Source organism: Sorangium sp. So ce836 (assembly GCF_028553905.1).
Lineage (GTDB): Bacteria > Myxococcota_A > Polyangia > Polyangiales > Polyangiaceae > Sorangium > Sorangium cellulosum_D.
Map to the genome: position 1 here is coordinate 6,191,052 of NZ_CP102233.1, position 19,467 is coordinate 6,210,518.

The window sequence follows — 19,467 nt, forward strand, 5'->3', positions numbered from 1 at the left end:
GCGCCGCCGCGCCCCGCCGGCGGCATGCCGGGGTCAGATTTGTAATGTTGCAAACATCATCCAACGTGGGACGCTCCGGGCGCCGGGGGCGCTGCCGGGGAGGGGAGGGTGGCCGATTCGGGTCGCTCCCGCCGCGCGGCGTGCCGCTCGACAGCAAGGGGGCGCGTGTTCTCGTTCGTCTTGCCGATGTGGGAGTCCGACGTGACGGCACAGGCGGCGGTGGAGCAGAGCGTGGCATCGAACGTCGGGGACGTGGGCTCCGGCGCGCTGATGGCCGGCCTCGGGGGCTCGGTCGATGGCTCGCTGCGCGGCGAGAGCTCGCGCTACGGTTTCAGCGTCGACGGGAGCTACGAGCGGGTCTTTCAGGTCTCGCTCGACGCGGCGCGATCCGCGCCGTCCGACAGCGTCTCGGCGCGCCTCGGCGGGGGAGCGGGCTGGACGCTCTCGCCGCGCGCGGACCTCTCGATGGCGGCGGCCGGCTACCTGGCGACCCGCCTCGGCGTTCGCGCCGCCGACGCGCTCGCCGCGCGCGATCCGTTCCTGTACGGCAATCGCCTGCAATACACGCTCTCCGGGGGACCGGCCCTGTCGATCACGACGTCGCGGCGCTCCGCGGCGCGCCTCGAGCTCGGGTACGAGCAGGCGGGCGCGCTCTCGGCCGACGACCCGGCCGCGGTCGGGATCGACGCGCACACGGGGCGGGCGCAGGTGAGCACGTCGATCGACGTCGGCGCGCTGGACACGCTGACCCCCGAGCTCCGGTACGAGATCACCCAGTATCATCACGCGCTGCTCGACACCGAGCTCACGCGCGGCGAGGCCCGCGTCCACGCCGGCGCGGCGCTCCTGTCCGCGTCTCACGAGCTCACGCGCAACGCCTCGGCGCGCGCCTCGGGCGGCGTGACCATCGCGAGCCCGCCGCCCGTGCTGTCGTCGCGCGACGCGGTGATCGCGCCGACGGCGCGGGTCGGTCTCACCTACGTGCAGGAGCGCTACCGGCTGACTGCGGGGTACGCGTACGCCTATACGTCGCTCGGGCCGAGGATCGGATTCGGGCACGAGCACGAGGCGTCCATCGAAGCGAGCTTTCGGCCCGCGCGGGGCGGCGCGACCCGCGATCTCCTCGTGACCGGCGTCGCCCGCTTCTCGACCGGCAGCGCCCCCGTCGCCGCGAATCCGCCGCTCCACCTCGCGCCCGGCGCGCCGGCGCCCTCCAGGGAAGGATCGCTGTCCACGACCACGGCGCTCGCGGGCGCGGAGATCGCCTATCCCCTGGCGCGCGGGATCGCGCTGCGCGGTGGCGTCGACCTCGAGTTCGTGCGCGCGGCGCTCGACCCGGCGCCGAGCGCAGGCGAGGCCGGCGGCTCGCTGAGGAGCATCGTGATGGCCGGGATCTCGGGGACGCTGTCGACGGACCGCCACCGGACCGTGCGCCACGATCCCGACAGCGCATGGGACGACGAGCGCCGCGCCGCGATGATCCAGGGAATGCCGTCCGGCCGCTGGCAGCCGCCCGAGCCGGGCCGCGAGCTCGACGACCGCAGCGCCGCCCCCGGCGAGACCGCCGCCGCCGGCGAGACCCCGCGGGAGACGCCGACCGCGCGCGCCGGCGACGTCGGCGCGCCGGCGACGCGCGACGCGCGATAAGCCGCGTCGACACACCTGTTCGACACACCTGTTCGGCACGACCGAGCAAAGCGCGCTCCCGGCCGGAGCGACGCGCTCGCCGCGCCGCGGATCCGCAAAGCCCCCTGAGCGCGCCCCCTGGAGACGACGTACGCAGTCCGTCGACAGCGTTCTCTCGCCGCGACTCCCCTCGTCACCGCGCATCCCCGGCGCAACCGCCCGCGATGTCGTCGATTGCGCCGCGCCCGGCTTCGCGCGCAGCGGCTCAGTCCGCCGCCGATGGACGAGATTCGTCGGAGGCATCTGGCGATCTGCCCCGGTCTGCTCTAATGTAGGTCCAACTACAACCGTGTGTGCCTGCCGGAGGCGATGCGCCGTGGTGCGCGACCGCCCGGGGCGCTGGGCTAGACGAGTGGGGAGGGACGATGCTGGAGCTGTTCCGGTCGCCGCGCCGGGCCATGGTGTGGTTTGTCGAGGCCAGCCTGCTCTCGCTCCTGGTGTGTTGCGCGCCGGGCGTGCTCGTGGGCTGGGAGCACGCGCTCGACGGAGAGCGCTTCGGACAGACGCTGAGCATCTCGCTGGTCGCGCTGGCGTCGCTCTACTATCACGGCCTGTACGGGCCCGAGCCGCCCAGGGCGCGCGCGCTGTTCCTGACGATGCTCCGGGCGCTCGGCATGGCGGCGGCCGTGCTGTGGCTCGCGTTCTGGCTCGTGCCGGACGCGGAGCTCGGCGACCGGGTGCTCCTCACGTCGCTCGGGGCGGCGGCGATCGTGCTCCCGGCGTGGCGCGCGGCGTGCAATCGGGTGCTGAGCAGCGAGAGCTTCTCCAGGCTGGCGGTCGTGCTGGGGTCGGGCGAGCTCGCCCGCACGTGCGCGTCCCTCATCCGGAAGGACGGAGACGTCCTCGGGCTGCGCCTCGCCGGCCGGCTCGTCAGGGACGAAGAGCCGATCGACGATCCCGAGATCGCAGGCAGGACGCGGGAGCTCCGGCGCCTCGTCGAGCAGCGCGGCGTCGCGGTGGTGATCGTGGCGATCCCCGATCGGCGCGCCGCCTTCCCGCTGGAGGAGCTGCTCGATCTGAAGTTCCGCGGCGTCCAGATCGAGGAGGGCATGGATTTCTACGAGCGCGTGACCGGCAAGATCTGCGTGCGCGAGCTGAAGCCGAGCCAGATCATCTTCTCTCACGGCTTCCGCGTGCGGCGGCGGACGCTCGTCGCGAAGCGGCTCTTCGACGTCGTGTGCGCGAGCGCCGGGCTCGTGCTCGCGCTGCCGCTGATGGCGCTCACGGCCATCGCGGTGAAGCTCGACTCCAGGGGACCGGCGCTCTATTCGCAGATCCGGACAGGCGCCCTCGGGAAGCCGTTCAGGATCCACAAATTCCGGTCGATGCGGACCGACGCCGAGAAGAACGGGGCGGCGTGGGCCATCGAGAACGATCCGCGCGTGACCCGCGTCGGGCGGTTCATCCGGAAGACGCGGCTCGACGAGCTGCCGCAGCTCTGGAACGTGCTCGTCGGCGAGATGAGCCTGGTGGGGCCTCGGCCCGAGCGCCCCGAGTTCATCGAGGCGCTGGAGAAGCAGATCCCCTTCTTCCGGCAGCGGCTCTGCGTGAAGCCGGGCGTGACGGGGCACGCGCAGGTGCGCTGCCGTTACGGCGCGTCCGCCGAGGACGCGCTGGAGAAGCTCCAGTACGATCTCTATTACATGAAGAGCTTCTCGCTCTGGTTCGATATCTCCATCCTCATCGACACCGTGAAGGTCGTGCTCTGGCGCATCGGCGCACGGTGAATGCTCCGGCTGCCGACGCGTGCAATGGCTGCGCTCTTTGACGACGAGCCCGGTGGCGCGGCCTCTGCAGAGAACGCCCGAGGGATCGGCGAGCGTCGGTCTCCGGGGGGATCAGCGATGAAGACGCGGATGAAGGCGGGCATCGTGAGCTCGGTGTTTCTGGTCCTGGGCTGCGCGGAGCTCGACCGGGCGCCCGACGAGCGCGTCGACGTCGCGCAGAGCAGCGTGAACGGCCCCGCCTTCCGCTTCATCGAGGGTGGGCCCGTGCCCTACGTGCTCGGCTACTCGCCCGAGACCGGCCAGATCCTCGGCGGCGGCCACCAGCTCCTCATCCCCACGACCGGCGGCCGCGAGGCGATCGACGGCGCCAACCTGCCCTCGTACCTGCACCCCGAGCTCCAGGGCGCCCGGCTCCGCCTCGACACGACGCTGCTGCAAGGCGAGGCGCAGACGAGCGCGTTCCCCTCGAACTGGTGGCCCCAGCGGCAGAACGGCATCGCCGACCGCTGGAACTCGACGTTCAAGAACTACTCCGATCGGACCTCCGACCCGGACAACCTCTCTCCCGTCGAGAAATATGACGTTCTCTTCCACCCGGGACAGATGGAGTCGCTCGCGAGCATCGCCACGTGGAGCGCAGACGATCTCCGGAGGCCCCCGTACCTGCGCAACCCTCCCTACATCCAGCCGGCGGTGGTCGTGGCCGGTCCGGCGACGCGCTGGGAGCTGCAGCATCACGGGCTCTACCAGGGGATCTATCCGGAGTACTGGTGGGGGCACTGCAACGGGTGGTCGGCGTACGTCGCCGCCGAGGGCGCCGGGCCGCGCCGCGACGTCCGGGTGAAGCTCGTCGGCTCCACGGTGACCGAGTGCGCCGCGGCGGAGACCGGGTGCGTCCTGTTCCGCATGGCGGACATCGAGGCGCTCATGAGCGAGCTCTACTTCAGCGACTCGGTGACCTTCTCGGGGCGCCGCTGCGAGACTCGGGCGGATCGGACGGCGCGCGACATCTACGGCAGGCCGATCGATCCCGCCTGCCGCGACCTCAACCCGGCCACGATGCACGTCGCCATGACCGGGCTGCTCGGGGTCGGCGCGAAGCCGCTCGCCGGCGAGTCGACCCAGAAGCAGCGGCTCATGTTCATCGTCGACCACACCTGGGACGCGGAGGTGTGGAGCTTCCCCGTGAAGCAGTTCGCGATCGACACCATCGAGGAGATCGGCCCGCAAGACGCCGCGCGGCTCCTGTGCGGCGGCGCCTACATGGGCGCCGACTGTTACAACTACCGGTTGAACCCGGCCGCGAAGCGCTTCGTCCGCGTGGCCGCGCGCTTCTGGATGATCTCCGATTCGGTCACCGGCGAGACGCTGCTCCTCCCGCCCGCCCAGCGCGACGTCCCGCTCTCCGTCTCGGAGCTGCACTACGTGCTCGAGCTCGACAGCGATCTCACGATCCTCGGGGGGGAGTGGATCAAGAACCCGTCGATCGTCAACGGGATCAACGGCAAGGAGCTCCACCCCGACTACGCGTGGATGCCGGTCCGCGCCCAGGGGACCGGCGAGGACAGCGACGATCTCGGGGGCACCGAGGACAACCCCTACGTCTCGTACGCGAAGGTCAAGGCGCTGCTCACGCTTTCGCAGCGCGGCGGCTGAGGCGCGCGGCCGCCGCCCGCGCCGCGCTCAGAGCACCCGGGAGATGTCGAGGATCTGCCGGGTGCTCTGCGGGGGCGTCACGAAGAGCTGCAGCGCGATCTCGAAGCGCGGCCCCTGGAAATAGCCGATCCGGATCCGGTGCTTCCCGGGCTCCAGCATCACCGCGCCCTGCGCGCTCTGCGGCTCGTGCCGGCCGTCGTTCTCGACCACCAGCCGGTCGTCGATGAAGAGCCTGGAACCATCGTCGGAGAGCAGCTCGAACTGGTGCGCTCCGCTGCGCGAGGTCACGAACTCTCCCTCGTACGAGATCTGGAACCACTCGTTGCGTCCGCCGGGCACGCCCGGGAAGCCGCTCTGCCAGGACCGCGGCGAGATATCGAGCCGCGGCGTGTAGAGGACCGCGACCGGGCTCAGCGAGGCGGTATTCAGGAGGTGCGACGTGCCGTTCGGCACGAAGTACACGAGGCCGCGCAGCGCGTTCACCCCCGCGGTCTCTGGCCCGCCGAAGTCCGTCGCCTGCCCGACCACGACGACCCCCGGCGGCGCGGCGGGCGCCGCGTCGATCGTGATCACCGCGCCGCTCACGAGGACCGGCCCGGCCCGCGGCGGCTCCGCCCGCGTCGTCACGGCGCAGCGCCCGACGAGCACCGCGGCGCCCAGGGTGACCACCACGGCGCACGCCGCCGCGGCCTTCACCGTGACGGACGTCGCCCTCCACCAGAGTAGAAATCGACTCATGAACCGCTCCGTTGCTCCGCGGCCGGGCCGGCCGCTCGGCGGCTATGCACGCGGAGATGGTGCGATTTGTCAAGGGCAAGCGGCGCATTCGCGCCCGCGGAAACTGCGTGTGACGACCGAGCCACGGGCGCTTCCAGGAGGTGGCGCACCTGGAGATGGCGGTCGGGTAGATCCTTATGGCGCGCCCGGCCGCGCTTTGCGCCGACGTTCGCTGGCTGTTGTCCCAGACGTGTACTAAGCGTCAGAGGCTTTGATGCGAAGCGACGGTGAGAGCCGCGATGCCGCGACGGGGGCCCCGTCGTCCCAGAGAACGCAGTTGGCCGACAGCCTCATCGTCGCGCTCGGAGCGTCGGCGGGCGGCCTGGAGGCCTTCAGGGCCTTCCTCTCGGCGATGCCGCCCGACAGCGGGTTCGCCTTCGTGCTCGTGCACCTCGAGCCGCACAACGCGGGCGTAATGTCGCAGCTGCTCGCGGCCCACACGGGCATGCCCGTGCTGGAGGCGACGGACGGGTTGCCGATCCAGCCGAGCCACGTCTACGTCACCCCCTCGCACGCCACGGCGACGATCCAGGGCGGCGCCTTCCGGCTGAGCCGTCTCGCGGAGCCGCGCGGCCACCGCGCGACGATGGACGCGCTGCTCCGGTCCCTGGCCGAAGAGACGAAGCAGCGGGCGGTGGCGGTGGTGCTCTCCGGCTCGGGGCACGACGGCGTGAGCGGGCTCAAGGTCGTCCGAGAGCACGGCGGGCTCACGATCGCGCAGCACCCCGCGACCGCCGCTCACCCGGACATGCCGCGGCACGCGATCGACACCGGGCTCGTCAACTACGTGCTCGCCCTCCGCGACATCCCCGCCGCGCTGCTCGAGTACGCGCGGCGCCTGCCCGCGGAGGGCGATCGCGCGGACCTCGTCGAGGAGATCGCCGCGCGGCTGCCGGAGATCTGCGCCCTGCTCCTCGAGCGCACGGGGCACGACTTCCGCCAGTACAAGCGGACCACGCTGGTCCGGCGGGTGCAGCACCGAGCCCAGGTGCTGCGGGCGACGTCGATCGCCGACTACATGGCGCTGCTCCGGCGGGAGGCGGACGAGCCGACGCAGCTGGTCCGCGATCTCCTCATCGGCGTGACCGAGTTCTTCCGCGATCCGGAGACGTTCGAGGCGGTGCGGGAGGAGATCGTGCCGGCGCTCTTCGCGGAGCGCGAGGCGGACAGCCCGATCCGCGTCTGGGTGCCGGGCTGCGCCACCGGCGAGGAGGTCTACACGATCGCGATGCTCCTCATGGAGCACGTCGAGCAGCTGCCCGCGGCCCCGCGCGTGCAGATCTTCGGCACCGACGTGGACGACGAGGCCATCGAGATCGCCCGGCAGGGGCGCTACCCGAGCGAGGCGACGCAGCTCATCGCGTCGGGCCGGCTCGCGCGCTTCCTCGTCGCCGAGGAGGGCGGCACCCGCTCGATCGCCAAGGCGATCCGCGACGTCTGCGTCTTCTCCCGGCACGATCTCGCCAGGGATCCGCCGTTCTCGCGGCTCGATCTGATCTCGTGCCGCAACGTCCTCATCTACCTCGAGGGCGAGCTCCAGCGGCGGGTGCTCGGGGTCTTCCACTACGCGCTCGTCGAGGGCGGCTACCTGCTCCTCGGCCCCTCGGAGAGCGTGTCGCAGCGGAGCGACCTGTTCCGCCCGATCGACGGCAAGCGGCGGATCTTCCAGAAGAAGCGCGCCGTCGGGTACGCGCTGCCGCGGCTCCCGCTCGGCGAGCGGACCGCGGCGGACGGGCGCGCTGGCGAGCTCGCGCGCCGCGGCTCCTGGTCGCCCGAGCAGAGCATCGAGCGCACCATCGAGCGGTGCCTCCTCGATCGCTACGGGCCGCCGTGCGTCGTCGTGAACGAGCAGGGCGACATCGTGTACCTGTCGGGCGAGACGGGGAAGTACCTCGCGCCGTCGACGGGGGCGCTCGACGTCAACGTCTCGAACATGGTGCTGCGGGCGCTGCGCCCCGAGGTGCGGTCGGCCGTGCACCGCGCCGTCAGGATGCGCGAGCAGGTGGTCCACGAGAACATCGCGGTCGAGACCATCGCGGGGACGCAGCGCCTCAACCTCGTCGTGCGGCCGCTCGGCGGCCTCGAGGACGACCTCGGCCTGTACGTCGTCCTGTTCGACGAGCTCCGGCCGGCGGCGCGGGGCGAGGCGCCGCCGCTCGGCCCGCGGCGGGAGAGCGCGTCGCTCGTCGACCAGCTCGAGCACGAGCTCAAGGCCACGCGGGAGCACCTCCAGACGACGATCGAGGAGCTCGAGACCTCGAACGAGGAGCTGAAGAGCTCGAACGAGGAGCTCCTCAGCATGAACGAGGAGCTCCAGAGCCTGAACGAGGAGTTCGAGACGCTGAACAGCGAGCTCAAGTCGAAGATCGAGGCGCTCGACGCGGCGAACGACGATCTCCAGAACCTCCTGCTCAGCACCCAGATCCCGACGGTGTTCCTCGACGACGAGCTCAGGATCCGGCGGTTCACGCCCGCGGCGACCGAGGTCTTCCGGCTGATCGAGGGCGACATCGGCCGATCCATCCTCGACATCGCGGCGCGCTTCGACGCCTCCTCGCTCGTCGCGGACGCGCGCGACGTCCTGCGGACGCTCGCGCCGAAGGAGCGGGAGGTGCAGCTCGAGGACGGCCGCTGCTGCTACATGATGCGGATCCTGCCGTACCGCACGCTGGCGAACGTCATCTCTGGTGTGGTCGTCACGCTCGTGAACGTGACGAGCGTCAAGGAGGCCGAGGCGCAGCGCGGCCGGCTCGCCGCGATCGTCGCCTCGGCCGAGCAGGCGATCCTCGGCGCGGCGGTCGACGGGGCGATCACGAGCTGGAACGCGGCTGCGGAGCGGATGTTCGGCTATGGCGAGAAGGACGTGACCGGCCGCCCCGCGCACCTCATCATCGCGCCCGAGCGCGCCGACGAGATGCGGGCCGTCCTCGATCGGGTGCTCGGCGGCGAGCGGGTGGAGCCCGTGGAGACGGTGGGGATCGCGCGCGGCGGCGATCGCGTCGACGTCTCGATCAGCGTCGCGCCCATCCACGACGCCGGCGGTGCGATCATCGGGGCCTCCGCGATGCTGACCGACATCACGCGGCGCAAGCGCGCGGAGGAGGCGCTCCGCGCGAGCGAGGAGGACTTCCGCATGATCTTCGAGAGCGCCGTGGTCGGCAAGGTCCAGTGCGAGCCCGCCACGGGCCGCTTCGTGCGGGTGAACAGGAAGTTCGCCGGCATGCTCGGCCACGAGGCGACGGAGCTCCTCGGCAAGGCGCTCCTCGACATCACGGCCCCGGAGGACGCGAGCGCCGTCGCCGAGCGGTACGAGCGGCTGCTGCGCGGCGAGATCGGCGACTTCGCGATCGAGAACCGCTACGTGACGAGGGACGCGGGGCGCCTCTGGGCGAGCACCACGGTGACGGCGGCGCGGGACGCGGGCGGCCGCATCACCCGCACGATGGCGGTGGTGCAGGACATCACGCGGCGCAAGCAGGCCGAGGCGGAGCTCATCACGGCGCGCGAGGCCGCCGAGCACGCGAACCGCACGAAGGATCAATTCCTGGCGGTCCTGTCGCACGAGCTCAGGACGCCGCTCACGCCGGTGGTCACCGCCGCGTCGCGGCTGCTCCGCCGCGACGACCTGCCCGACGAGGTCCGCCGGGGCGTGGAGATGATCCAGCGCAACGCCGAGCTCGAGGCGCGCCTCATCGACGATCTCCTGGACCTGACGCGGGTGGTGCGAGGCAAGCTCGAGCTCGTCACGCACACGGTCGCGGCGCGCACGGTGCTGGAGCACGCGATGGAGATCTGCGCCGACGAGGTCGACGCGAAGAGCATCCGGCTGACGCTCGACGTCGCGCCGGGCGACCACTGGGTCTCGGCGGACGTCGCCCGGCTGGAGCAGGTGGTCTGGAACCTCCTGAAGAACGCGGTGAAGTTCAGCTATCCCGGGTCGCAGATCGAGCTGTGCTGCTACGACGAGGCCGCGCAGGTGGTCATCGAGGTGCGGGATCAGGGGGTCGGCATCGAGCCCGAGGTCCTGCCGCGGATCTTCGACGCCTTCGAGCAGGGGAACGCGGACACGACGCGGCACTTCGGCGGGCTCGGCCTCGGGCTCGCGATCTCGCGCGCGATCGTGCAGCTGCACGGCGGCACGATCACGGCGTCGAGCCCTGGGCGGGGGGCCGGGGCGACCTTCCGCGTCCTCCTGCCCGCCGCGAGGCCGCCTGCGTCCGCCACGCCGACGCAGGCGAAGGCCGCCGGGACGGCGGCGCCGAGGCGCGCGCTGCGCATCCTCCTCGTGGAGGACCACGAGGACACGGCGGAGATGATGAGCGAGCTGCTCACGCTGACCGGCCACACGGTGCGCATCGCCCGGAGCGTGCGCGCCGCGCTCGACCTGGTCGGGGCGGAGGCGTTCGATCTGCTCGTGAGCGACCTCGGGCTGCCCGACGGCAGCGGCACGGACCTCATCGCGTCGATCCGGTCCGCCGGCCACGGGCTCAAAGCCATCGCGCTGAGCGGCTACGGCATGGAAGAGGATCGCCGCAAGACGATCCGCGCCGGCTTCCTGGAGCACCTCATCAAGCCGGTGAGCTTCCGCGACCTCGACGCGGCCATCCAGCGCGTGATGGCGCGGTGAGGGCAGGGCCCGTGGTGCGGCGAGGCGGCGCGTGATGGCGCGGCGAGGGCAGGGCCCGTGGCGCGGTGAGGCGGCGCGGCGAGGGCAGGGCCCGTGGCGCGGTGAGGCGGCGCGGCGAGGGCAGGGCCCGTGGCGCGGTGAGGCGGCGCGGCGAGCGCAGGGCCTGTAGCGCAGCGATGGCGCAACCTGCGACGACGCGCGGCCATGCCAACGGGCTCAACGAGCTGTCGAGAGGGCCCGGCGAAGGCGGCCTGACGGCCGCGCGTCGAAGATTCCGAGCAGTGCTGGCGGGGTGGACGGGACTCGAACCCGCGGCCTCCGGCGTGACAGGCCGGCGTTATAACCAACTTAACTACCACCCCAGATGTCAGCGCTCCGATCGCCGTGCGGGCAAGTGCCCGGCTCCCATGAGCCAAACCTCCTCGCTGCCCCGCATCGAGCGACACGGGACAACCGAGGGAGGCTCAGGTGAGCGGCGACTCGGAAATACAGAAGAAAGTTGGCGGGGTGGACGGGACTCGAACCCGCGGCCTCCGGCGTGACAGGCCGGCGTTATAACCAACTTAACTACCACCCCAGACTGACATCATCACAGCTCGCCCAGGCCCTTGACCCAGGAGTGGGCGGGACAGGGGTCGAACCTGCGACCATCGGCTTGTAAGGCCGACGCTCTGCCGCTGAGCTACCCGCCCCGTCGGAGAGGTGCGCGACTCTACTCGCCGAGCAGGTTCCGTCAAGATCTATTTTCGGACGGCTCCGTCCCTGGCCGATCTGGCCGGGGTTTTCCGCCTGGGGCTGCGCGTCAAGCGCGTGGCGTTCGCGTGGCGCGCTCTTCACGCCGCGCGCACCACGCTCGCCGATGGCGGACGCCCTCCTCTGCGTCCCGCGTCGCGCGCGCGGGCGACGTCGCGATCGCACCGGACGGACGGGCGGGCATAGCCGTTGAACGGGCTCACGCGGCCGCCCCCTCGCTACACTTCTAGCGTAAAATTCCTGGGTATCCGCGCTACGCTCTGCGTCAGCGGCGGTGGCCGCGACCACGTGTGGTGGGAGGAGACAGCAACGTATGGCGGAGAAGATCGGCATCCTCGTCGGCTGGGAGCAGTCGTTCCCGCAGGCCTTTCTCGAGCGGTGCAACAAGGTGCCGGGCGTCCGGGCGGAGATCGCGAAGATCGGCGGGACGCCCGAGCGCTTCGAGAGCCCGTACCGGGTGCTCATCGACCGGATCAGCCAGGAGGTGAAGCACTACCGCTTCTACCTCAAGGCGGCGGCGCTCGGCGGGGCGTTCGTGATCAACGACCCGTTCTGGTGGAGCGCGGACGACAAGTTCTTCGGCTACTCGCTCGCGTCGCAGATCGGGATCGCGACGCCGCGCACCGTGATGCTGCCCCAGCGCGACTACATCCCGGCCATCGTCAAGGAGCGCAGCCTCCGCAACCTCGAGTACCCGCTCAACTGGGAGGCGATCATCGACTACGTGCGCTTCCCGGCCATCCTCAAGCCCGCGGACGGCGGCGGCTGGAAGGACGTGTCGGTGGTGCGCACCCAGGAGGAGCTGCTCGCCGCCTACAACGCCTCCGGGCAGAACGTCATGACCCTGCAGGAGTTCATCGACTTCGACGACTACGTCCGCTGCATCTGCGTCGGCAAGGATCGCATCCTCCCGATCCAGTACGACCCCAAGGCGATCGGCCCCACCGGGCTCCGCGGCTGCTACGTGCAGCACGACGACGAGCGGTGGCTCCCGAAGGCGCTCCACGATCGCATCGTCGAGGACGCGACCAAGATCAACAGGGCGCTCGGCTACGACATGAACTCGGTCGAGTTCGCGATCCGCGACGGGGTGCCGTACGCGATCGACTTCACGAACCCGGCGCCCGACATGCACATCGAGCACCTGCGGGAGCGCTACTTCAACATCGCGGTCGACTGGATGGTCGCGTTCGCCGTGGAGTGCGCGCGCGGCGACCGGCGGACGCGCGACGGCTACGCGTGGTCGAGGCTCGTCCGGCCTTCCGTGCAGAAGGTCCGGCTCGGGGCCTCGTCGTGACCACGGCCCTGGGGCTGCTCGACGGCCAGTTCACGCTGGGCGTCGAGGAGGAGTTCCAGATCGTCGACGCCGAGACGCGCGAGCTCCGGTCGTACGTGAGCCAGCTGCTCGAGGGGGGGCAGGGTCACAAGCTCCTGCGCGAGCGGGTCCGCCCGGAGATGCACCAGTCGGTCATCGAGACGGGCACCGGCATCTGCCGGGACGTCCGGCAGGCGAGGGAAGAGCTGGCCGAGCTGCGCGGCAGCCTCAGGGCGCTCGCGCGGCAGGGCGGGATGCGCATCGTCGCGGCGGGGACGCACCCGTTCAGCGACTGGAAGAAGCAGGAGATCACCGACGGCGAGCGCTACCGGGGCATCGTGGAGGACCTGCAGGACGTCGCCCGGGCGAACCTCATCTTCGGGCTGCACGTGCACGTGGGCGTCAAGGACCGCGAGGTGGCGATGGCCCTGGCGAACCAGGTCCGCTACTTCCTCCCGCACATCCTCGCGCTGTCGACGAGCTCGCCGTTCTGGCTCGGCCGCTCCTCGGGCCTGAAGAGCACGCGCAGCGAGATCTTCAAGCGCTTCCCGCGCACCGGCATCCCGGGGCTCTTCGAGTCTTACGGCCACTTCCAGCGCTTCGTCGACCTGCTCGTGAAGACGGGCTGCATCGACAACGCGAAGAAGATCTGGTGGGACGTGCGCGCCCACCCGTTCTTCGACACGGTCGAGGTCCGGATCTGCGACATGACGACGCGCCTCGACGACACCGTGGCGCTGGCGGCGCTCATCCAGGCCGTCATGGGCAAGCTCTACCTGCTCTACCGGCGCAACCTCGGGTTCCGCGAGTACCGGCAGGAGCTCATCGAGGAGAACAAGTGGCGCGCCGTGCGCTACGGCATCGACGGGCAGCTCATCGACTTCGGCAAGCAGGAGCAGGTCCCCGTCCGCCACCTCGTCGGCGAGCTGCTCGAGTTCGTGCAGGAGTCGGCGGAGATCTTCGGATCGCAGGGCGAGCTCGAGCGGATCCGGGCGATCCTCGACGAGGGGACGAGCGCCGATCGCCAGCTCGCGGTCTACGCCCGGACGCAGAGCTTCGAGGCCGTCGTCGACGACCTGGTCGAGCAGTCGAGCCTCGGCCTGTAGGCCGCGGGCGGCGGGCGGCGGGCGGCGGGGTCGCCCGCGGCGCGGCGGGGCGCCATGAGGCGCCCTCGGTCGGGTCTCTGGAGCCTCGGGGGCGGCCTCGCGCGTCGGGGCCGGCTCGTGCGTCGGGGAGGGCTCGCGCGTCGGGGCCGGCTCGCGGCGGCGCGGACCGCCGCCGCCGCGGCGCGCGGCGGGGCCTCCCAGCGAGAATTTCTGCTCGCGCGCCGGCTCTGCTACCGTGCGGCCGTGGGAATCGCTCCGCGCCGCTCTGCGTTCGCTCTCTCGGTGGGCTGCCTTGTCGCGCTGTCTGTCGCCGCGGGCGCCGCGGGCTGCGCGTCGACCGAGTACGTCAACGAAGGTCCGGGGCAGCCGACGCCGCGGGCCTCCGGCACGCTGCCCCCCGGCTCGGTCGGCGTCTGCAAGCAGCCGGAGACGAAGCGGCCGCTCATCGTGAGCGAGGAGCTCTGGGCCCACGCGAAGCCGTGCACGCCGCGCACGCCCGCCTCGTACATCCGCCTCGGCTACGCGAAGGACGGCGCGGCGGGCGCCGATCCCGAGGCGGAGCAGCTGGCCGAGCGGGTGCTCGCGGCGCTCGCCGAGGGGACGAAGCCCGACGGCGGCAACAACCAGGTCACGGGCGCGATCCGCGCCGTGCGGTCCTACGCGGCGAGGAAGGACGAGCTGCGCGCCCGGGTGGTGAGGGAGTCGGCCGCCGGGCAGACGTGCGACGTGACCTACCTGCTCAACACGATGTCTGGCGCGCGGAGCAAGCTGTCCGGGGGCGAGGCGTGCACCGCGGAGGTGTTCGACCCGGAGACGCGCGCGGACGCGTGCCTCTTCGACACGAAGCGGCCCGAGGGGCTGTGGCTCTCGAGCGGCTGGTCGTGCATGACGTTCACCGGCGCGCTCGGGAACGAGGCGTCCTGCCATCAGCTCTGCGGCTACGACGATTACTGCGCGCGGCAGGTGTACTGCGCGGCCGGCGACGTCAACCTCCTGCTGTGCGCGCTCGGCGTCTGCCTGCCGGAGCCGTCCGCCGGCATCAAGTGACCGCGGCCGACCAGCGCTGACCGCGCGGCGCGAGGCCGCCGCGGCCGAGCGCCTGAGCGAGTTCCGCGCGACGCAGCTAGTCGGCGAGGAGGGCGCTCAGCCGCTCGAGGGCGCCGCGGAGCAGCTCGCGCGCGCCGCGCAGGAGCGAGCGCCCGTCGCGCAGGAGATCGTGCACCTCGCCGGGAACGGGCAGGAGGCCCGCGCGGGCGGCGAGCGCCGCGCCCGTGAGGAGCAGCAGGACCAGGAGCAGGGCCAGGGAGACGCGGCGGCGCCACCTTCGCCGGGCGCGGGGCGCCGGGGTGACCAGGGCCGGAGGCGCGGACGCGACCGGCAGCGCGAGGCTCGCGGGCGGCGACTTCGACGAGGACTTCGGGGGAGGGTCCTCGAGGGAGACGGGCAGGATGCCCGCGAAGGTGGCGGGGAGGGGCGTGTTCCCGGCCGGCGCCTGCTTGCGCCGGTCGCCCCTGATCGAGGACGCGGTGCGGCCTTCCCCCCGCGCCGACATGCGGCTGTCCGCGAGCTGGATCGCGGTCGCGAGCTTCTTCCGGCGCTCGGCCACGATGTCCCCGAGCGTCTCGCGGACGAAGCGGCCGACGTCGCCGTCGGTGACCGGGGTGCCGATCGAGATCGCGATCTGGTCGAGCGTGCGCTGGAACGACGCGCAGTCGTTCCAGCGGTCCGCCGGATCCTTGGCCAGCGCGCGCTCGATGGCGACCGCCAGATCGAACGGGACGTCGGGCACGAGCTCCCGGAGGGGGACCGGGGCGAACCGCAGGATGTTCTCCATGGTCTTGGCGTCGCTCCGGCCGCGGAACGGGTGATAGCCGCTCAGGGTCGTGTAGAGGAGGACGCCGAGCGAGAAGATGTCGGAGCGGCGATCGACCTTGCCCGAGGTGAGCTGCTCCGGAGACAGGTACGGGATCTTGCCCTTGAGCTGGCCGGCGACGCGCGTCTCGTGCAGCCGGCCCGTGGCCTTGGCGACGCCGAAGTCGACGATCTTTACGATGCCGTCGTACGACACCATGACGTTCTGCGGCGAGATGTCGCGGTGCACGAGGTCGACGAGCTTCCCCTCGTCGTCGCGGAGCTCGTGGGCGGCGTGGAGGCCGGCGCAGATGCTCGAGGCGATGCGCAGGAGGATCGGCAGGGGGACGCCGCCGGTCGATCGGACCTGCTTGTTGAGCGTGGAGATGGTGTCGCCGTCGACCCACTCCATCACGATGTAGAGGACGCCGTTCTCGTCGCCGAGCTCGACGATCTCGACCGCGTGGGGGTGCCGGATGCGGGACGCGAGGCGCGCCTCGTCGAGGAACATCGCCTCGAAGGCCGGGTCGTTGCCGATCTCCGGCAGCATCGTCTTGATGGCGACGATCTTCTGGAAGCCGCGGGAACCCACGAGGCGCGCCGCCCAGACGGCCGCCATCCCTCCACGGGCGACCGGCATGAGGATCTCGTAGCGGCCCAGCGTGTCTCCAGGCTTGAGGTCCGACAAGATCTGCACGCGGTGGTCCTAGATGGGGAGGCGGAGTTAGGAGGGGTGGAGCTCGAGTGCCGCCGTTACGTTCGTGGAGGCACGCAGCCTCGACGTCTGCCGGAGCGACGCAGCGCCATCGCGCTCGCACGTCACGAAGGAGGTCCCGCGGAGCCAGGGTGCCACGAAGGGGACACAGACCTCAAGTTCGGGCGCGACGGCGGCCCTCCTCCGCGTGGGCAGCGGCGCTGCGCGCGGCGCCCGACGTGCAGGAGCGCGGGCGCGGACCGGGCGTGAGGCGGCCGCGCGGAGCGGCGGCTGCAGGGCGCGACGCGAGGTCGGCTCATCGCAGCGGATACTACGCGAGCACGGTCGGGCAGGAAGAATGCAGCGAGCGCTGCCGGAGCGATCGATGGGGCGCCTGGATGGGAACAGGACCGGGCGAAAAGGAATGATTCGTAGCGAAGAGTGCGCCAAATCGGGCTGGAGACGCGGGCGCGAGAGTCGTGGTACAGGGGAGCGACCTGCTCGACGAGGCCTCTATGGAAGCCAATTTGCGCCCGATCCCGCCGCCGCACGACGAAGACGACGAAGACGTGCACTGGGCGCTGTCGACCGCGACGGCCCTGTGGGGGCGCGGCGAGCGTGAGGAAGCGCTGAGGTGGCTGCGCCGCGCCGCGGAGCAGGCCTCGGATGCCAACGCCGACCTGCGCGCTCTCGAGCTCTTCAAGGCGGCCGCGGAGGTGGCGCAGAAGATCTCGGTGACCGAAGAGGATCCGGGCTCGGCCACGGCCACGGACTCGCCGCCGGCGATCGCGAGCGCGCCGAAGACGCCCTTGAGCGCGCCGCCTCAGGCGTTCAGCGCGTCTCCTGCCACGGCGAGCGCGCCGCCGCCGAGGCCGGGCGCGTCGGGAGCCGGGTCTCACGCGGCGCCGTCGCGACCGCCGAGCGCGGAGGGAGGCCGGAGCGAGCGCAGCGGCCAGAGCGTGCCGCCGGCCGCCGCGTCGCCGGCCGCGAAGCGGTCGCCGTCGGTCCGCGCGCCTGCCGGCGACGCGCCGGCGGGGCCGATGACCTCGGCGATGGCGTCGTCCCGCGACGCCGGCCCGCTGCCCAGGCCCGTCGGAGGGCTGGGCCGCGCGGTGCCGCTCGGGGCGGGGCGCTCCCCCGCGCCGGCGAGGTCCGTGGCCGTGCGCGAGGCGACCCCCACGCAGCTGTCGCCGGCCGCGCGCGCGGCGGGCGCCGCGGCGGGGCTCCCGGCGCGGGCCGCTGCCGGACCGCAGGCGGCCGACCGTCCTGCCGCGATCAAGGCGCGGCCGATCGCCAGCTTCGCGGGGTCGACCCACGCGAGGGTATCGTCGACCACGGCGGTGACCGAGGAGGTCCCGGCGGTCAAGCTCCCGGTCGCGGGCGCGCCTGCGGGCCAGGAGCCGGGGACGGGCGCGTCCGGCGCCGCGCCCCAGAGCGCGACCGGGGAGCAGCTCGCGGCGGACGGGGAGGCCCCGCCCGATCAGCGCGAGACGGTGCCGACGGCGATCGCGGTGGCGTCGGTGGCGCGGCGGCAGGCGAGCCCGCTGCTCGGCGCGAGCTCGTCGCAGGAGGCGACCGAGCGGCGCCCGCGGCTCTGGCCGGACGACGAGGGCACCACGCGCCGGCCGCTGACCGCGCAGGAGCAGCGGGTGCTCATGGAGCACCGGATCGAGGACCTGGACGAGGAGACGCCGATGCTCGGCCTGGAGCAGGCGGGCGACGGCGAGCCGTCCGCCGCGGCTCCGGAGGATGCGCCGCAGGCGTCGGAGGATCGCGCCGACTGGACCGAGGCCGAGCCGGACGACGAGGACGCGGGCGCCGCCTCTGCGGATCAGCAGGGGGAACCGACGCTGGCCGGGGGGCCTTCGGGGGCGATGCAGGCGCGGCCGTCCGAGGGGGCGGCGGTGGACTCGGCGTGGAGCGATCCGCCGTACGAGGGCGAGTGGCAGGCGCCGCCGCCGCGGCTGCCCGCGTCGCAGATCGAGCCGCTGCCGGCGCTGCGGATCGCGGTGATCGGCATCTCCAGCACGGGGGAGCTCCGTCTCGTCCCGATGGACGGGCGGAACGCTCCGCCGCGGGGGGCGGCGCTCGGGATCCTCGTCCCGCTGAGCCCGGGGGATGGCGAGACGATCGCGCGGCTGCTCCAGCTGCGCAGCTGAGGTGCCGCGGCGCGTTGGCGCCGCGGGCGGCGCGGGAGATCGGCAAGAAGTGGGGCATCCCGCGCGATGGCGGTAGCCTCCGGGGATGCATGAGGAACGGACAGCCCCGAAGCGCATCCGCGTGACAGGACTGCAGGAGGCCCAGCTGCCAGCGCTCGCCGCGACGGAGCAGGCCTGCACGGCGATGTACCACGAGATCGGGTTCGACGCGGCGGAGGTGCCGGCGCGGACGCTTGCCGACATCGTCGCGCTGACGCGGCAGCACGACGTGCGCGTGGCGGAGGCGGACGGCGAGGCGGCCGGCTACCTGGCGTGGCGCGACGAGGCGCCCGGGGTCGCGTACCTGGAGGAGATCTCGGTGCATCCGGAACACCAGCGGCGGGGCGTCGCGACGCGGTTGCTGGCGGAGCTCCACGAGCGGGCGCGGGAGCTCGGCATGGAACAGATCGTGCTGAGGGCCAGGGGGCGGGCGAGCTGGGCCCAGGCGTTCTTCAAGAAGGCGGGCTTCGCGCCGCTTGGCGACGACGCGCCCGCGAAGGTCCGCGCGTGGCGGAGCGAGCAGGAGGCCGCCGGAGGGCCGCTGACCCGAAGCGGCGAGGTCGTGCTCTGGGCGGCGATCCGGCCGAAGACTGCGGAAGCGCTGGACGAGGACGAGGCGGTCCGGGACGGCTGAGCCTGCGGGCGGCGGCCGGTGGAGGGCCGTCGCAGGCGGGGTGCGCTTGGCGGGCGGGAGTGCGGTGGGGGGTGCTCGCGGCCGGGTTCACCGGTGCGGAGCGGAGCGGCGTGCGCCGGTGGAGGTCGGCTCGGTGGGGGCTGAGCTGGACCTGGGTTCGGGCGCCGGCGGCAAGGGGCCGTCAACCGGCGCGAGTTCGCCGGCGGAGGCTCGTTCGGGCGGGTTGGGCACCGTTCGGAGGTCGGCCAAGACGTCCGACGGCGCGAGTTGACATAATGTTTCTTATGCGATCCGAGGTCGATCCCGAGGGCAGGGGGCTGGAACTCGATAACCCGGGTCGGCCTTGCGCCGCCGGGTCACCACCGCCGACCTCAGCCCGGGTCGGCCTCGCCGCCGACCTCAACCCGGGTCAGCCTCGCCTCGCCGGGTCGCCGTCGCCGACC

General features: G+C 72.3%; 11 protein-coding genes and 3 tRNA genes. 9 read left to right on the top strand and 5 right to left on the bottom strand.

Annotated elements, in window-relative coordinates; translation table 11 throughout:
• Positions 1–165: 165 nt before the first annotated feature.
• The 3 genes from NQZ70_RS22375 (at position 166) to NQZ70_RS22385 (ending at position 5,069) form a co-directional block, all read left to right on the top strand.
• Positions 166–1,647, top strand: a complete 1,482-nt coding sequence (locus tag NQZ70_RS22375) for a hypothetical protein (RefSeq protein ID WP_129576007.1) — start codon at positions 166–168, stop codon at positions 1,645–1,647.
• Positions 1,648–2,051: 404 nt separating this feature from the next.
• Positions 2,052–3,413, top strand: a complete 1,362-nt coding sequence (locus NQZ70_RS22380; RefSeq protein ID WP_129576008.1) for a TIGR03013 family XrtA/PEP-CTERM system glycosyltransferase — start codon at positions 2,052–2,054, stop codon at positions 3,411–3,413.
• A gap of 117 nt (positions 3,414–3,530) precedes the next feature.
• A complete protein-coding gene (locus NQZ70_RS22385; RefSeq protein WP_129576009.1) occupies positions 3,531–5,069 on the top strand; it encodes a hypothetical protein in 1,539 nt (512 codons plus the stop codon).
• Between the two features lie 27 nt (positions 5,070–5,096).
• Here NQZ70_RS22385 and NQZ70_RS22390 read toward each other — a convergent pair whose 3' ends face one another.
• Entirely contained in the window at positions 5,097–5,807 is a 711-nt protein-coding gene (locus NQZ70_RS22390) for a PA14 domain-containing protein (protein WP_129576010.1), read from the bottom strand.
• 316 nt (positions 5,808–6,123) lie between these two features.
• Between NQZ70_RS22390 and NQZ70_RS22395 the strand changes: the two genes are divergently transcribed.
• Positions 6,124–10,473, top strand: a complete 4,350-nt coding sequence (locus tag NQZ70_RS22395) for a CheR family methyltransferase (RefSeq protein ID WP_165374106.1) — start codon at positions 6,124–6,126, stop codon at positions 10,471–10,473.
• A 285-nt stretch (positions 10,474–10,758) separates the two neighbouring features.
• Here the strand turns inward: NQZ70_RS22395 and NQZ70_RS22400 are convergent.
• From NQZ70_RS22400 to NQZ70_RS22410, 3 genes are all read right to left on the bottom strand, one after another.
• Positions 10,759–10,835, bottom strand: a tRNA-Asp gene (locus tag NQZ70_RS22400).
• 138 nt (positions 10,836–10,973) lie between these two features.
• A tRNA-Asp gene (locus tag NQZ70_RS22405) sits at positions 10,974–11,050 on the bottom strand.
• Positions 11,051–11,093: 43 nt separating this feature from the next.
• Positions 11,094–11,165, bottom strand: a tRNA-Val gene (locus NQZ70_RS22410).
• A 374-nt stretch (positions 11,166–11,539) separates the two neighbouring features.
• On the opposite strand from NQZ70_RS22410, the gene NQZ70_RS22415 reads away from it, so the two are divergent.
• The 3 genes from NQZ70_RS22415 to NQZ70_RS22425 all read left to right on the top strand — a co-directional run bounded on the left by NQZ70_RS22415 (position 11,540) and on the right by NQZ70_RS22425 (position 14,694).
• Positions 11,540–12,523, top strand: a complete 984-nt coding sequence (locus NQZ70_RS22415; RefSeq protein ID WP_129576012.1) for a RimK family alpha-L-glutamate ligase — start codon at positions 11,540–11,542, stop codon at positions 12,521–12,523.
• Positions 12,520–13,647: a carboxylate-amine ligase gene (locus NQZ70_RS22420; protein WP_129576013.1), complete on the top strand. Its 1,128-nt coding sequence runs from the start codon at positions 12,520–12,522 to the stop codon at positions 13,645–13,647. Before NQZ70_RS22415 ends, NQZ70_RS22420 begins: the two co-directional genes overlap by 4 nt.
• Before the next feature lie 282 nt (positions 13,648–13,929).
• The gene (locus NQZ70_RS22425; protein WP_129576014.1) at positions 13,930–14,694 is read left to right on the top strand and encodes a hypothetical protein; all 765 of its coding nucleotides are present in this window, start codon (positions 13,930–13,932) and stop codon (positions 14,692–14,694) included.
• A gap of 76 nt (positions 14,695–14,770) precedes the next feature.
• On the opposite strand, the gene NQZ70_RS22430 is transcribed toward NQZ70_RS22425, so the two are convergent.
• Positions 14,771–16,195: a serine/threonine-protein kinase gene (locus tag NQZ70_RS22430; RefSeq protein ID WP_129576015.1), complete on the bottom strand. Its 1,425-nt coding sequence runs from the start codon at positions 16,193–16,195 to the stop codon at positions 14,771–14,773.
• A 512-nt stretch (positions 16,196–16,707) separates the two neighbouring features.
• Between NQZ70_RS22430 and NQZ70_RS22435 the strand changes: the two genes are divergently transcribed.
• The gene (locus tag NQZ70_RS22435) at positions 16,708–18,351 is read left to right on the top strand and encodes a hypothetical protein (protein ID WP_129576016.1); all 1,644 of its coding nucleotides are present in this window, start codon (positions 16,708–16,710) and stop codon (positions 18,349–18,351) included.
• A 121-nt stretch (positions 18,352–18,472) separates the two neighbouring features.
• On the top strand, positions 18,473–19,024 hold the full coding sequence (locus NQZ70_RS22440) for a GNAT family N-acetyltransferase (protein ID WP_129576017.1): 552 nt from the start codon (positions 18,473–18,475) through the stop codon (positions 19,022–19,024).
• The last annotated feature ends 443 nt before the right edge of the window (positions 19,025–19,467 follow it).